The organism is Pseudomonas sp. C2.3V, from assembly GCF_058536325.1.
Genome location: NZ_JBZUBN010000001.1, coordinates 2,605,990 through 2,620,236, shown reverse-complemented (window position 1 = coordinate 2,620,236; position 14,247 = coordinate 2,605,990). Strand labels below are relative to the sequence as shown.

Annotated in this window: 16 protein-coding genes and 4 tRNA genes; 12 read left to right on the top strand and 8 right to left on the bottom strand. The window is 51.4% G+C overall.

Annotated features, from left to right (window positions below; translation table 11 throughout):
* Positions 1-71: 71 nt before the first annotated feature.
* The 4 genes from AC4LF3_RS12445 to AC4LF3_RS12430 form a co-directional block, all read right to left on the bottom strand.
* The gene (locus AC4LF3_RS12445) at positions 72-2,300 is read right to left on the bottom strand and encodes an NADP-dependent isocitrate dehydrogenase (protein ID WP_074823932.1); all 2,229 of its coding nucleotides are present in this window, start codon (positions 2,298-2,300) and stop codon (positions 72-74) included.
* Positions 2,301-2,798: 498 nt separating this feature from the next.
* On the bottom strand, positions 2,799-3,674 hold the full coding sequence (htpX, locus tag AC4LF3_RS12440) for a protease HtpX (protein ID WP_010794893.1): 876 nt from the start codon (positions 3,672-3,674) through the stop codon (positions 2,799-2,801).
* A 93-nt stretch (positions 3,675-3,767) separates the two neighbouring features.
* Complete coding sequence (locus AC4LF3_RS12435) at positions 3,768-4,208, bottom strand: hypothetical protein (protein WP_010794892.1); 441 nt, start codon at positions 4,206-4,208, stop codon at positions 3,768-3,770.
* A gap of 4 nt (positions 4,209-4,212) precedes the next feature.
* Positions 4,213-5,424, bottom strand: a complete 1,212-nt coding sequence (locus tag AC4LF3_RS12430; protein WP_491835404.1) for a pyridoxal phosphate-dependent aminotransferase — start codon at positions 5,422-5,424, stop codon at positions 4,213-4,215.
* 196 nt (positions 5,425-5,620) lie between these two features.
* Here AC4LF3_RS12430 and msrB point away from each other — a divergent pair, with 196 nt between their 5' ends.
* The 4 genes from msrB to AC4LF3_RS12410 all read left to right on the top strand — a co-directional run bounded on the left by msrB (position 5,621) and on the right by AC4LF3_RS12410 (position 7,975).
* Positions 5,621-6,019: a peptide-methionine (R)-S-oxide reductase MsrB gene (gene msrB, locus AC4LF3_RS12425; RefSeq protein ID WP_491835403.1), complete on the top strand. Its 399-nt coding sequence runs from the start codon at positions 5,621-5,623 to the stop codon at positions 6,017-6,019.
* Positions 6,012-6,527 (top strand): glutathione peroxidase, encoded by a 516-nt coding sequence (locus AC4LF3_RS12420; protein ID WP_491836288.1) that lies wholly within the window; start codon positions 6,012-6,014, stop codon positions 6,525-6,527. The genes msrB and AC4LF3_RS12420 overlap by 8 nt, the downstream gene beginning before the upstream one ends.
* Before the next feature lie 76 nt (positions 6,528-6,603).
* The gene (locus tag AC4LF3_RS12415) at positions 6,604-7,500 is read left to right on the top strand and encodes an ATP-binding protein (RefSeq protein WP_491835402.1); all 897 of its coding nucleotides are present in this window, start codon (positions 6,604-6,606) and stop codon (positions 7,498-7,500) included.
* The gene (locus AC4LF3_RS12410; protein WP_491835401.1) at positions 7,493-7,975 is read left to right on the top strand and encodes a GAF domain-containing protein; all 483 of its coding nucleotides are present in this window, start codon (positions 7,493-7,495) and stop codon (positions 7,973-7,975) included. Before AC4LF3_RS12415 ends, AC4LF3_RS12410 begins: the two co-directional genes overlap by 8 nt.
* A gap of 41 nt (positions 7,976-8,016) precedes the next feature.
* Here AC4LF3_RS12410 and AC4LF3_RS12405 read toward each other — a convergent pair whose 3' ends face one another.
* Entirely contained in the window at positions 8,017-8,775 is a 759-nt protein-coding gene (locus AC4LF3_RS12405; protein ID WP_010794886.1) for a hypothetical protein, read from the bottom strand.
* 208 nt (positions 8,776-8,983) lie between these two features.
* Here AC4LF3_RS12405 and AC4LF3_RS12400 point away from each other — a divergent pair.
* The 4 genes from AC4LF3_RS12400 (at position 8,984) to AC4LF3_RS12385 (ending at position 9,360) form a co-directional block, all read left to right on the top strand.
* Positions 8,984-9,059 (top strand) — tRNA-Glu (locus AC4LF3_RS12400).
* Between the two features lie 3 nt (positions 9,060-9,062).
* Positions 9,063-9,138, top strand: a tRNA-Gly gene (locus tag AC4LF3_RS12395).
* Between the two features lie 67 nt (positions 9,139-9,205).
* Positions 9,206-9,281: transfer RNA gene (locus tag AC4LF3_RS12390), tRNA-Glu, on the top strand.
* 3 nt (positions 9,282-9,284) lie between these two features.
* Positions 9,285-9,360, top strand: a tRNA-Gly gene (locus AC4LF3_RS12385).
* A gap of 84 nt (positions 9,361-9,444) precedes the next feature.
* Here the strand turns inward: AC4LF3_RS12385 and AC4LF3_RS12380 are convergent.
* On the bottom strand, positions 9,445-9,855 hold the full coding sequence (locus AC4LF3_RS12380) for a PA2817 family protein (protein WP_312601728.1): 411 nt from the start codon (positions 9,853-9,855) through the stop codon (positions 9,445-9,447).
* Between the two features lie 163 nt (positions 9,856-10,018).
* On the opposite strand from AC4LF3_RS12380, the gene AC4LF3_RS12375 reads away from it, so the two are divergent.
* The 3 genes from AC4LF3_RS12375 to queF all read left to right on the top strand — a co-directional run bounded on the left by AC4LF3_RS12375 (position 10,019) and on the right by queF (position 12,626).
* Positions 10,019-10,951 (top strand): ABC transporter ATP-binding protein, encoded by a 933-nt coding sequence (locus tag AC4LF3_RS12375; RefSeq protein ID WP_122042219.1) that lies wholly within the window; start codon positions 10,019-10,021, stop codon positions 10,949-10,951.
* Positions 10,948-11,727 carry an ABC transporter permease gene (locus AC4LF3_RS12370; protein ID WP_122042220.1) on the top strand — a complete coding sequence of 260 codons (780 nt, stop codon included), beginning with the start codon at positions 10,948-10,950 and terminating at the stop codon, positions 11,725-11,727. Before AC4LF3_RS12375 ends, AC4LF3_RS12370 begins: the two co-directional genes overlap by 4 nt.
* A 65-nt stretch (positions 11,728-11,792) precedes the next feature.
* Positions 11,793-12,626 carry an NADPH-dependent 7-cyano-7-deazaguanine reductase QueF gene (queF, locus tag AC4LF3_RS12365; protein ID WP_491835400.1) on the top strand — a complete coding sequence of 278 codons (834 nt, stop codon included), beginning with the start codon at positions 11,793-11,795 and terminating at the stop codon, positions 12,624-12,626.
* 2 nt (positions 12,627-12,628) lie between these two features.
* Here the strand turns inward: queF and AC4LF3_RS12360 are convergent, their stop codons facing one another.
* Positions 12,629-12,895 carry a DUF4404 family protein gene (locus AC4LF3_RS12360; protein ID WP_010794881.1) on the bottom strand — a complete coding sequence of 89 codons (267 nt, stop codon included), beginning with the start codon at positions 12,893-12,895 and terminating at the stop codon, positions 12,629-12,631.
* A 215-nt stretch (positions 12,896-13,110) separates the two neighbouring features.
* On the opposite strand from AC4LF3_RS12360, the gene AC4LF3_RS12355 reads away from it, so the two are divergent.
* Positions 13,111-13,758 (top strand): MlaA family lipoprotein, encoded by a 648-nt coding sequence (locus AC4LF3_RS12355; protein WP_491836287.1) that lies wholly within the window; start codon positions 13,111-13,113, stop codon positions 13,756-13,758.
* Between the two features lie 56 nt (positions 13,759-13,814).
* On the opposite strand, the gene AC4LF3_RS12350 is transcribed toward AC4LF3_RS12355, so the two are convergent.
* The gene (locus AC4LF3_RS12350) at positions 13,815-14,114 is read right to left on the bottom strand and encodes a PilZ domain-containing protein (RefSeq protein WP_074823944.1); all 300 of its coding nucleotides are present in this window, start codon (positions 14,112-14,114) and stop codon (positions 13,815-13,817) included.
* Between the last annotated feature and the right edge of the window lie 133 nt (positions 14,115-14,247).

Below are 14,247 nucleotides of genomic sequence, written 5' to 3'. Positions count from 1 at the left end.
AGCATAGAGGTAAAGGCTGAAAGCAGAACCCCGGCACTGGGCCGGGGTTCTGTAAGCACTAGCATGTCATATTAGGACAGCGTGGCCAGGGCTTCGTTAAGGGTCGCGCTTGGGCGCATTGCCTTGCTGGCAAGTTCTGCGTTCGGGTGGTAATAGCCACCAATATCCACAGGCTTGCCCTGTACTTCGTTCAATTCGGCAACGATCTTGGCTTCATTGTCGGCAAGCTGCTTGGCCAGCTTGGAAAACTTCGCCTGCAGTTCGCCATCCTCGGTTTGCTCAGCCAGTGCCTGAGCCCAGTAAAGGGCTAGGTAGAAGTGGCTGCCACGGTTGTCCAGTTCGCCTACCTTGCGTGAAGGTGACTTGTTGCTGTCCAGGAACTTACCGTTGGCTTGGTCCAGTGTCTTAGCGAACAGGCGGGCCTTGGCATTATTGGTCGCATGGCCGTAGTGATCCAGCGATTCGGAGAGCGCCAGGAACTCACCTAGAGAGTCCCAACGGAGATGGTTTTCCTGTACGAACTGCTGAACGTGCTTGGGTGCAGAGCCGCCCGCGCCAGTCTCGAACAGACCGCCACCGTTCATGAGCGGAACGATGGACAGCATCTTGGCACTGGTACCAAGCTCCATGATGGGGAACAGGTCGGTCAGGTAGTCACGCAACACGTTACCGGTAACGGAAATCGTGTCCTTGCCTGCACGGATGCGCTCAAGGGACAGGCGAGTTGCCTCAACCGGAGAGAGGATCTGGATGTCCAGGCCAGCGGTGTCGTGATCTTTCAGGTAGGTCTGTACCTTTTTGATCAATTGGGCATCATGGGCGCGTGCAGGATCCAGCCAGAACACTGCCGGGGTGTTGCTGGCACGTGCGCGGTTAACTGCCAGTTTTACCCAGTCGCGGACCGGAGCATCCTTGGTCTGGCACATGCGCCAGATATCACCTGCCTCGACAGTATGCTCAAGAAGAACATTGCCGTTGGTGTCAGTAACACGAACCACGCCGTCGGCGGGGATCTTGAACGTCTTGTCGTGGGAGCCGTATTCCTCGGCCTTCTGAGCCATCAGACCTACGTTAGGTACGCTACCCATGGTAGCCGGATCGAAAGCGCCGTTTTGCTTGCAGTCTTCGATAACCGCTTGATAGACACCGGCATAGCAGCGATCAGGGATCATGGCCAGGGTATCGTACAGCTTGCCATCGGCGCCCCACATCTTGCCTGATTCACGAATCATGGCGGGCATGGAGGCATCGACAATCACATCGCTTGGAACGTGCAGGTTGGTAATACCCTTGTCAGAGTTCACCATGGCCAACTGGGGGCGCTGCTCGTAAACGGCTTTGATATCCGCTTCGATTTCTGCCTGCTTGTCTTCCGGCAAGGTTTTGATCTTGGCGTACAGATCACCAATACCATTGTTTAAATCAACACCCAGCTGATTCAACGTGTCAGCGTGCTTTTTGAGCGCATCAGCATAAAACACCGAAACTACGTGACCAAACATGATGGGGTCAGAGACCTTCATCATGGTTGCCTTGAGGTGCAGGGACAACAGAACGTCGCTGTTCTTTGCGTCAGCAATGGCGGCTTCGATAAAGCTGGCCAGAGCCTTCTTGCTCATGACTGATGCATCGATCAGCTCGCCAGCTGTTACGGATGTTTTTTCCTTCAGTACCTGCGTGCTGCCATCGTTAGTGGTCAGCTCGATCTTGACCGTGCCTGATGCTTCGATCAGCGCAGACTTTTCGCTGCCGTAGAAGTCGCCCTCATTCATGTGCGCGACCTTGGTCTTGGAGTCTGCGCTCCAGGCGCCCATTTTATGGGGATGCTTTTTGGCGTAGTTCTTGACGGAAAGAGGTGCGCGGCGGTCAGAGTTACCCTCGCGGAGAACCGGGTTAACAGCGCTGCCTTTGATCTTGTCGTAGCGAGATTTGACGTCTTTTTCCGTGTCGTCTTTTGGCTCGTCCGGGTAGTTCGGTAGTGTGTAGCCTTGATCCTGAAGTTCCTTGATAGCTGCTTTCAGCTGAGGAACCGAGGCGCTGATGTTAGGCAGCTTGATGATGTTGGCTTCGGGAGTAGTAGCCAGTTGGCCCAGTTCAGCCAAGTGGTCAGAAATCTTTTGGTCTTCGCTTAGATATTCAGGAAAAGTAGCGATGATGCGGCCAGCTAGAGAGATGTCGCGGGTTTCAACAGCAATGCCTGATGATTCGGTAAACGCTTTGACGATAGGAAGCAGGGAATAGGTGGCAAGGGCAGGTGCTTCGTCTGTAAGCGTATAGATGATCTTCGACGTTGTAGACATTTGTTACGTTAACCTCTCTGTATCATAGCGATTGCGCCTATTTGAATGGCACCGAACCAGCTAGTTCACCGACAAGGCACCGGTAGACGCAGATGAAAACGCGAGATTTGAGAACAATTCCGGGCACTTGAGCAGGCCAGAAAGGTTTGCCGTTAACGACGCGCCGGGTTTCAAGCCTGCACACACTGAGGCAGGTCCGACCGGACCCGTCCCGGATTGATCTCGGGCTTCTAGGGCCCAAAAATCGTCACGGAGTATATCAGCTAGGGAGGTCTTTCGCATTGCTGGGTTTGTTTGAATAACTACACAAATCTTTATAAGTGAAGTGATTACCTTTCAAATGTTTATTTTCTGAACAATTGGCTCTTTAAAAGAGCATAGTTCCTGCTTGGGACTTGGCTAATTTATTGGTTTTAATAAATTAGTTTTTAAACGAATAAAGTCTTTTAACTGCTGCGTAATAAAAAGCCCCGAGCAGGTCGGGGCTTTTTATTTGATTTAGCGTTGTTGGCGCAGTAGCGCCTCTATACGCTCCTCCAAAGGAGGGTGGCTCATGAATAGACCAGCAAAGCCATGGCCCTTGCTGCTCTTGATACCAAAAGCGGTCAGGGTGTCTGGCATTTGTCCTTGAATGTTCTGTTCCGCACGCAAGCGCTGCAGTGCAGAAACCATTGCATTTGTACCTGCCAGGCGTGCGCCTGCTTCGTCGGCACGGAATTCGCGAAAGCGCGAGAACCACATGACGATGATAGTCGCCAGGATGCCCAGAACCAGTTCAGCGACGATACTGGTAATGTAATAGGCGGGCCCATGACCTTCCTCTGTCTTGAAGACGGCCTTGTCGATGAAATTGCCGAATATGCGAGCAAAGAACATGACGAAGGTGTTCACGACGCCTTGGATCAGGCTCAGTGTCACCATGTCGCCGTTGGCTACGTGACCAATCTCGTGCGCCAGGACGGCGCGCACTTCTTCAGGTGAGAAGCGCTCAAGCAAACCCTGGCTTACCGCAACCAGTGCATCATTCTTGTTCCAGCCCGTTGCAAAGGCATTCGCTTCATAGGCAGGAAAGATGCCGACCTCAGGCATCCGGATGCCCGCCTCGCGAGACAGATCCTCAACAGTTTGCAGTAGCCATTGCTCGTGACGAGTCCGGGGCTGACTGATAATTTCGGTTCCGGTACTCATCTTGGCCATCCACTTGGAAATGAATAGCGAGAATAGCGAGCCGGCAAAACCGAAGACGGCACAGAAAATCAGAAGACTTCCGTAGTTCTGGCCTGTAAAACGATCTACTCCCAGCACTTTAAGCGTAATGCTGGCGATCAGCAGTACGGCCAAGTTGGTGCCAAGGAACAGCAGAATTCGCATCATGGTGTAAAGCTTCTCCTAACAACCGGAAGACTATTTCCTAGCGGCGTATATAAGGTCCGGTTGTTAGGGTTTCAATCAATCGACTATTTCAAACTATGTCGTTTTGTTGGCAGGCCTGAGTAAAAGACGCGTCAACAGCACCACTCGTTCGCTATCGCTTTCTGCCAGAGCGTCCCGGAGATGCTGGGCTAGGGTAGAACGTTGGCGTCTCACGCTAGGCGGAAGCGCTTCTGCTTCCTTGAGTAAATGGGCGTGACTCGCTGAAAGACGTAGAAACGCTTTTTCGGTCAGGATGGCCTGGTCAAGTGCATCATAACCAAGGTTAGTGGTGTAGCGCAGATAGTCCTCTTCAGCGAGCCAGAGCAGCGCGCTAAAACAGCTCTGATGTCTAACACTGGGAAGCCCGAACTGGTCGGGCTCCTCTCGTCCAATCAGATCTTCGACATAGAGCGTCGCCTTGCGTGGAAAGCTTTGATAAAGCGCCAGCAGGCCTTTCGCTGCATCCTTGTAGAAGTCTTCGATATGGAGGTCCATGGGACTACTGCCGGTAATGTTTGAGGAAATTGCCAATTCGGCCAATAGCCTGTTCAAGGTCATCCACGCGTGGCAGGGTCACTACACGGAAGTGGTCAGGCCAAGGCCAGTTGAAGGCGGTGCCTTGAACGATAAGCAGTTTTTCCGAAAGCAGAAGATCCAGAACAAACTTTTCATCATTGTGGATTGGGCAAACCTTTGGATCGATCCTGGGGAAGGCATATAGCGCCCCCATAGGCTTTACGCAGCTTACGCCAGGGATGTCGTTCAATAGCGCCCAGGCACGGTTGCGCTGTTCCAGTAAGCGTCCGCTGGGCAGTACCAGGTCATTGATGCTCTGGTAACCGCCCAGGGCGGTCTGAATAGCATGCTGGCTGGGCACGTTTGCACATAGGCGCATGTTGGCAAGGATATCAAGCCCTTCGATATAGCTCTGAGCTTTATGTTTAGGACCGGAAATGGCAACCCAGCCCGAACGGAAGCCTGCCACGCGGTAGGATTTCGACAGGCCGTTAAACGTCAGGCACAGGACATCGGGCGCAAGCGAAGCCGTTGAAATATGCACTGCTTCGTCGTACAGGATCTTGTCATAGATCTCGTCCGAAAAAATGACAAGGTTATGCTGGCGCGCCAGCTCCACGATATCTTCCAGCACCTCTTTGGAGTACACGGCACCCGTAGGATTGTTCGGGTTGATCAGCACCAGGGCCTTGGTATTGGAGGTGATTTTGCTGGCCATGTCTGAAAGGTCCGGAAACCAGTCCGACTGCTCATCGCATAGGTAGTGGACAGGTTTGCCGCCCGCCAGGCTGACAGCTGCAGTCCAGAGGGGATAATCTGGCGCCGGGATCAAAACCTCATTACCGTTGTTGAGCAGGGCCTGCATGGCCATGACGATCAGCTCGGATACACCGTTACCCAAATAGATGTCTTCAATGCCAACGCCCTCTACCTGCTTTTGCTGGTAGTACTGCATGACTGCCTTGCGCGCGCTGAACAGGCCCTTGGAATCGCTGTAACCTTGTGCGGTAGGCAGGTTGCGGATCACATCCTGAAGGATTTCTTCAGGTGCTTCGAAACCGAACGGTGCGGGGTTGCCAATGTTGAGTTTGAGGATGCGGTGGCCTTCCTCCTCCAGACGCTTGGCATGCTTTAACACTGGCCCACGAATGTCATAGCAGACGTTGGCTAGCTTGTTCGATTTACTGACCTGCATGTGTAACGGATCCCGGTTGGTAATAGCGAAGAGCGACCTGCGAAAGGTGCATGGTCGATGTCTGACTGTAGGTAGGCGTGCCTATCGGCTTGGCAGCGCCCTCAACGAGTGACAGACTGGAAGCAGATCATACGACTGCCCCTGCGTTTTCAAAAGAGACAGATGGGGCCTTTTCCATGGCGGAGGTGTTCATCCTATGGATAAAGTCATCAAATCCGAAGATGTTTGGCGTGACCAGCTGGATAATGACCAGTTTCGGGTGTGCAGGCTAAAGGCGACGGAAGCGCCGTATACAGGTAAGTACTGTGATACCAAGACGCCTGGGGTGTACCAGTGTGTCTGTTGTGGGCAAGCGCTTTTCGACTCGGAGACCAAATACAGTTCAGGCTGTGGCTGGCCCAGCTTTTATCAGTCCATCTCGAATGATGCTTTGCGAGAGGAAGAGGATTTTAGTCATGGGATGCATCGTATAGAGGTGCTTTGTTCGCGTTGCGATGCGCACCTGGGGCATGTGTTCCCGGATGGTCCACGACCGACGGGTTTGCGTTACTGCATAAACTCCGTTGCGCTGGATCTTGTCCCGCGTGATGAATAAAACAGACGCTCAGGCTGCGGAAGGCAAAAGCCTTTTGCAGATTCCGTTTACATTGATGAATGGGAAAGCGTGCTGCCTGGCTGATCTTTCTGCGCGAGCCTATCTGTTGGTCAACACTGCCAGTCGCTGTGGATTCACGCCTCAATACGAGGGGCTTGAGACGTTGTGGCAGGCTTACAAGGCTCAAGGGCTAGTAATTGTGGCCTTTCCATGTGATCAGTTCGGTCATCAGGAGCCTGCTGACAATGGTGAGATCGAACAGTTTTGCAAGGCCCGCTTTGGTGCCTCCTTTAACGTATCTCAAAAGATAGAGGTCAACGGTGCCGATGCCCATCCTTTATTCGAGGTACTAAAGGCGAAGGCACCGGGGGTGCTAGGTACGCAGCGTATAAAGTGGAATTTCACAAAGTTTCTGGTTAGTGGCGATGGTGAAAAGATCAAACGCTTCGCGCCGCTAGAGAAGCCTGCGTCGCTAAAGGGACAGGTAGAGCAGTTTCTTTCGCTGTGACTCGAATGTCATGCTGAATCTTGCGGCTCTCGCTATATATAAAGGTGGGTCGCCGTTTTTGTGTAAGGATAAGTACGTGGAATCTAGACTCGATACATTTCTGGCACGTGCGGAAGGCGTGCTGGCCCGTTTGGAGCCTTTATTGCCAGCACTGCGCGAGCCGATTGATTGGTCTCAAACCGTTGCGGCTCGCTGGCGTCTTGAAGGGCAGGGAGGCTATCTGCAGCCTATTGAAGTCAATCTGGATCTGCGATTATCTGATTTACAGGGCGTTGATAGACAGCAGGTCCTGCTTGGGCAGAATACGCAGCAGTTTGTAGACGGCATGCCCGCCAATCATGCTCTGTTATGGGGCGCTCGCGGTACAGGCAAGTCATCCCTGGTCAGAGCATTGCTCGCTGAGTATGCACAGCGCGGATTGCGGCTAATAGAGATTGAGCGTGATCATCTGACAGATCTGCCACGTGTGGTTGCGCAAATCAGTAAACAGCCTCAGCGGTTTGTGTTGTTTTGTGATGATTTGTCGTTTGATGCCAGCAACGATGACTATCGAGTGCTGAAAAGCGTACTGGATGGTTCGCTTGAGCAGGCGCCTGATAACGTTCTGCTTTATGCAACTTCGAATCGCCGGCATTTGGTGTCTGAGCGACAAAGCGATAACGCTGACTGGGAGCGAAGTGCGGATGGCGAGCTACACCCTAGTGAGGCGGTAGAAGACAAGATCGCGCTCTCGGATCGATTTGGGTTATGGCTTTCCTTTTATCCTTTTACCCAGGATCAGTTTCTTCAGGTAACCAAGCACTGGGTCGAGGTATTGGCTACCCGCGCGCAGCTTGTGTGGCAGTGGAGTGAGGAAACTGAAAAGGAAGCTATTCGCTGGGCGCTTGGCCGAGGTAATCGAAATGGCCGCTGTGCCTATCAATTCGCCCGTCATTGGGTTGGTAAACAGCTTTTGGATGTCGCAAATGCGTGATTTGAGTGAAGTGGGAAACGATCTGGGTGGCTATGAGCTACTAGCGGCACAATTAGAAGCGCTTCTTTCTGGCGAAAACGATTTCATCGCCAACGCCTCGCAGTGTTCTGCCTTTCTTTTCCATGAGTTGCCTGACCTAAACTGGGCGGGCTTTTATCTGTGCAAAGACAATGAGCTTGTGCTTGGTCCGTTCCAGGGCAAGGTTGCCTGCGTTCGCATACCCTTTGGGCGTGGTGTCTGTGGTACGGCGGCGCAAGCGCGCGAGACGCAGCGTGTTGAGGATGTACATGTATTCGCGGGGCACATTGCTTGTGACAGTGCGTCAAACAGTGAACTTGTTATCCCATTGATAAAGAATGAGCGTCTGATTGGTGTGCTGGATCTTGATAGCCCCAAGCTAGGTAGATTCAGTCTGGATGATCAGAAAGGTATCGAGCGATTGGCCGCAATACTGCTAGCCGCAAGTGATTGCTGATAATAAAAGCGCAGCCCCTTGGGGCTGCGCTTTTATTGCTATTAGTCGTAGAGTGACTTCATAGGGGCATCTTCCTTCTCCATCTCCTCTAGCCCTTTTAATAGTTGCGTAGGTTCGCGGACCGGTTGCCCAGCACCAATTTCTCCCTTGATGACGCTGACTTGTTCATCAAGGTACTGAAGATGTTCATTGAACTTGTCTGAGTGAGGCTGTTTACGGATATATTGAGCAGCTTTCTCAAATGCCTGTCTGGCAGGAGCCAGTTGTCCCTGATCAATAAACTGACGGCCCAGGTGATCAAAGAATTCGAAGTGAAGTAGCGTCATTAGCGCTCTTATTTCCTCGTCCCAATAACCAGCCTCTTTAGCCTCAATCAGTCCATTCTGGATGGCGTAGGTGATTTGTGCGTGTAAATTTTCAAGCTGCGCACGAACCTGCTTTGCCTTGGCTTCATTCGCGATAACCTGGGCTGCGTTTGTGATCTCGATTTGATCACCCTTGGCCAGCTCAGCTTCCAGATGATTCATGCGTGCCGCCAATACGGGAGTCTTCTCCTTATTAGGCATGCGCTGAAGAAGTGTCAGTTCAAGCCTTGATAGTAAAAGCTTGAGGGCAGGGGTCATCCATTGCCCCGGTAACGTGTCGGACAGCTGCTCATAGCGTCGGATGCGGTTAACCAGCTCCGCTTTCAAGCGTGTCTTTTCAAGCTGATGCGCTTCAAGCTTCTGGTTGAGAAAGCTGATGAAAATCAACAGCACAGCTCCCGTCACAACCAAAATGGCAATTATAGATACAGACATCAAGGCCTCCTGCTGGCCTGCGAGTCAATAAAACAAGTACTACTATATTGGCAGCGCGACCATCTTCTTTAATGGCAAAGTCATTGATTTAAAAAAATTTAAATAGGTGTTGACGGGTCTCGAATGTCTCTCTAGAATGCGCGCCACTTCAGACGCAAAGCTGAAAGCGAAGCGAAAGAGGTAGGAACTGTTAAAGCTCCAAGGCTGCGTCCCCTTCGTCTAGTGGCCTAGGACACCGCCCTTTCACGGCGGTAACAGGGGTTCGAGTCCCCTAGGGGACGCCATATGCGGGAATAGCTCAGTTGGTAGAGCACGACCTTGCCAAGGTCGGGGTCGCGAGTTCGAGTCTCGTTTCCCGCTCCAAGTTTTAAAGCATGGCATGCGCGGTGCTTGTGTTAATAGAAATATGCTTTGCATGTTTCAAGGGTTTGTCCCCTTCGTCTAGTGGCCTAGGACACCGCCCTTTCACGGCGGTAACAGGGGTTCGAGTCCCCTAGGGGACGCCATATGCGGGAATAGCTCAGTTGGTAGAGCACGACCTTGCCAAGGTCGGGGTCGCGAGTTCGAGTCTCGTTTCCCGCTCCAAATTAAAAACACCGCCTTCTTGGCGGTGTTTTTGTTTGTGCATCTTGTTTTTGATGAGGGCCTTTGTGACCCTCATCGCTTTATCTAATGAGTTTGTCCGTTGTCTGGAAGCAGCATCAATTGCTTCTCTTGATTCCAGTCAAAGGGTTCTCCAGCAGCCTCTGCTTCGAAGCGGCGCTCATCCAGTGCCTGGTAGCGGGCGATTTCCTCGTCAGGCATGAAGTGAAGACAATCTCCCCCAAAGAACCACAGCAGGTCCCTGGGTACTAGATGGGCAACCTGGGGATAGCGATGGAAAATCTGGCTGATCAGGTCCTGCCCTAGATAATGGTTTTCTTCCGGATGTTTGGGCAGCTCAGTCAAAAGCTCGTCGAAGCGGTCCAAGAATAGCCCGTGGTTATCCTCAGGAATCTGCTCTGCCTCACCCAATGCGGCCAATATGGTCCGCAGGTGCGCCAAAAGCGCCATGTTGTGTTCCAAATAGTCAGTGGCCATGTGTATGTCCCATTCATATACAGTGGAGCAGTATAAAGGCGGATGGCCAGACTGTCTTTTCTCACCCGATTTGGAATGATGCGGGCTTACATTCGTCAAAGGTTGTAAATCGGGTATTGCACCCTCATTTAGCCCCTCTAATTTTCTGAAATTTGTGAGCGAGATGAACGAAGCTCTGTCCATACGGCAACTCACTAAAACCTACGGAAATGGTTTCCAGGCGCTCAAGGGGTTGGACCTTGATGTCAACGAAGGCGATTTTTTTGCGCTTCTCGGACCTAATGGTGCAGGAAAATCTACCACGATAGGTATTCTGTCCACGCTGGTGAATAAAAGCAGTGGTCAGGTTTCGGTCTTCGGACACGATCTGGATCGTGATCCGGCAGGACTCAAGCGCTGTCTTGGGGTTGTGCCCCAAGAGTTCAACTTCAATCAGTTTGAAAAGGCATTCGACATTCTGGTTACGCAGGCAGGCTATTACGGAATACCTGCCAGGCAGGCCAAGGAGCGTGCCGAGGAATACCTGACTCAGCTAGGGCTCTGGGACAAACGAGATACCCCGTCCCGTATGTTGTCTGGGGGGATGAAACGGCGTTTGATGATCGCCAGGGCGCTCATTCACAAGCCAAGGTTGCTCATACTGGACGAGCCTACTGCTGGTGTGGATATTGAATTGCGCCGTTCGATGTGGAGCTTTTTGACCACTCTCAATCAGCAGGGTGTCAGCATCATTCTGACGACGCACTATCTGGAGGAAGCAGAACAGCTGTGCCGCAACATTGCCATTATTGACCATGGCACCATTGTGGAAAATACCAGCATGCGTGAGCTTCTTCAGAAACTACATGTCGAGACATTCGTTCTTGATGTAAAGCAGGCGCTATCAGTTGCGCCCTCTCTTCAAGATTATCCGGTCAGGCTTATCACCAGTCACTCGCTTGAAGTGCAAGTCGACAAGAGTGTTGGAATCAATGGTCTGTTCACTCAGTTGAATGCTCAAGGCATAGACGTCATCAGTATGCGCAACAAGGCTAACAGGCTTGAGGAGCTGTTCGTGTCGTTGGTAGAAAAGAACTTGGCAAAGGTGGCAAGATGAAAACTGAAATAAAAGCCAACCTTATTGCCTTGCAAACGATTGTCCATCGGGAGGTGCGACGCTTTACGCGTATTTGGCCGCAGACCTTGTTGCCTCCTGCGATCACTATGGCTCTTTACTTCGTTATCTTTGGCAATCTGATCGGTAGCCGAATAGGAGGCATGGGCGGGTTCTCCTATATGGAATACATTGTGCCGGGCTTGATCATGATGTCCGTTATTACTAATTCCTATAGCAATGTCGTATCAAGCTTTTTCAGTAGTAAATTTCAACGCTCTGTTGAAGAGTTGCTGGTCTCGCCTGTATCACCTCATGTCATTCTTATTGGTTATGCGTGTGGCGGTATCCTGAGAGGGCTGGCAGTAGCGGCTATCGTTACGGTTCTTTCTTTATTTTTTACCCATGTGCAGGTGCATCATTTAGGAATCACGTTGCTTGTGATCATCCTGACTGCTGCCATTTTTTCCTTGGGTGGTTTCATAAACGCGGTCTATGCCCGTAACTTTGACGATATCTCTATAGTGCCCACGTTCATCCTGACGCCATTGACTTATCTTGGTGGGGTGTTCTATTCGATCGATCTGCTACCGCCGTTCTGGCAGGGCATGTCGATGGCTAATCCCATCCTGCATATGGTCAATGCATTCCGCTATGGGATATTGGGCGTTTCAGACATCCAAATTGGTGTCGCGATTGGTCTTATGCTGATTGCTGCCGTTGTTCTCTATATATGCTGCATTCGTCTGCTGACGAGCGGGCGCGGCATGCGTCATTGATATATTGAGGACGCTATGGCGAGAGTACATCTGACATAGCGCGCCTCGGATTCTTGAGAAATTCTATGCAAACTGTCGATCATTCTCCGCTCGGTAAAACGAGCGAGTACGTGGATATCTATACGCCTTCGTTGCTGTATCCCATACCGCGTAGCCCTAAATGGACCGAATTGGGGCTTACAAGAGAAACGTTACCTTACTGCGGTATGGATATATGGACGTGTTATGAGTTGTCCTGGCTGAACTCAAAAGGTAAGCCTGTCGCTGCTATTGCCGAGTTCTCCATACCGGCCAACTCGCCAAATATCATCGAATCCAAATCATTCAAGCTGTATCTGAACTCACTCAATCAGACAACATTCGAAGGTCCTGAGGCGCTCACTGAGGTTTTGACAAGGGATTTGTCTCAGGCAGCAGGAGACCACGTTGGGGTTTTGGTAAAGCCAATAGGCTTAGTAGCCAGGGAAGGGTTTGTTACGCCCCCCGGAAGCTGTATTGATGAGCTGGATATTGAGGTACAGCACTACGATGTGCCTAGACCAGATTTATTAAAAGCCTTACCTGGTCAGCTTGTGAAGGAGTCGCTTTATAGTCATCTGCTTCGCTCCAATTGCCCGGTTACGGGGCAGCCGGACTGGGGAAGCGTCGTGATTGAGTATGAGGGCAGAGCAGTGCTTGAACGGGCGTCATTGCTCGCTTACATCATCTCCTTCAGGCGCCATGCAGATTTTCATGAGCAGTGCGTCGAGCGCATGTTTCTTGATCTGCGTAGCGTGCTGGAGCCGGAATCGCTTACTGTTTATGCGCGGTATGTGCGGCGGGGAGGGCTTGATATCAATCCTTATCGAAGCACTCATGCCGCACATCTGCCGGTAGCAGGGCGCTTGGCCCGTCAGTGATGTCAGATACCCATGCTCGCAAGGCTCTGCATGATCGAGCGGAGGGTGTTCGCTACTCTGGGGTGGCTGACTTCAAACCGCTCGACTGCCAGATTTACGCCATCGACGAGATTGGAATCCGGCTTGGTCGAGTCTTCGTGAGCAAGCTGCAGTTCTATATCCCTGATTAACAGTTCTAGCGAGGCGCGATCTTCCTCGCTTTCAGGAGGGCTTGTCTTGAGCTGGTGCTGTAGTTCGATCAGCTCCTGTTGCAGGCGAGAGGCGGGCATACGTTTTCTCCTTTTGAAGCGTACCCACCTGTAGACCTAATTGAGTGATCAAAGGTCAATAAGGCAAGTTGTTTCATCCGTAACCAATTGCAAAGACATCGCGGTTATAATTTTGCCACTCTGCCAGTAAGACTGGACAAACTCATCAGGAGAATATGATGCCGTTTAACAAAGGAGCATGGAGTACCCGTATTGGCGGCATTGCCTTTGGCGCAATGTTGACTGTCGCGAGTACCGCTGTGTTGGCTGCCTCGGAAGATGATCCATGGGAAGGGGTCAACCGAGGTATTTTCCGTTTTAATGACACGCTTGATACCTATGCGCTGAAGCCTATCGCGCAGGGTTATAACAAGATCACACCTGACGTCGTGCAAACGGGAGTCAGTAATGTTTTTCGTAACATTGGTGAGGTTGGCAATTTAGCTAATGACGTTTTGCAGGCAAAACCGTATGCCGCTGGTGTAGATACCGCACGTTTGCTCATGAACACCACGCTGGGTGTATTGGGTATATTTGATGTGGCGACTCATGCGGGACTGACGAGAAATGACGAAGACTTCGGTCAGACATTAGGTCATTGGGGCGTTGGTAGCGGCCCGTATGTCGTCTTGCCTTTCCTGGGTCCCGGCACAGTACGTGATGGACTAGGCCGAATTCCTGATTCCTATGCCTCGCCATACCCCTATATGGGTGATGTGGCGGCGAGGAATTCGGCATTTGCGCTGAGTGTAGTAGATACACGCGCTAACCTGCTTGATGCCGAGAAAATGATTACAGGCGACAAGTACATCTTTATCCGTAACGCTTACTTACAAAGTCGCGAATACAAGATTAAAGACGGTAACGTGGTAGACGACTTTTAAGAGGACTCATCACGTCAGGCAGCAGGTCTCTGCTTGACGTGATGCTGATCTGTGATCTAATTCATGGAAAGGATGCTGAGTCCTAGCAGTTGACTGCCTTGTTCCAAAGATGTGACGCGAATCACTTCGGCTTCGGCTTCTAGCCCTTGTAGCTCCGGGTGTTCAGAGGGGATCACTACGATCACTTTGTCTCCTTCCTTGACGTGACTCTTAGCTTCGATCTGAAGCCCTGTGCTCGACAAATCACGGCAAATTGCGTCTATTTCTTCGCCATTTGTCCGAAGAATAGCCTTGGAATCAATCTGCATTCTAATAAAGTCGCGCTTTTCGCTGTACGAACGATCGCTTAAGCTCATTGGAACAAGTCTCTCAATAAAGGTACTTCGCAAGTAAACGAAACCATATAGCCTTAGCCTCAAGGCCTTGTAAAGCTAGCCTCAGCCGTTTGGATAGAAGGGGCGCTTGAACGGCTCGGCTGATGGGAGTAGT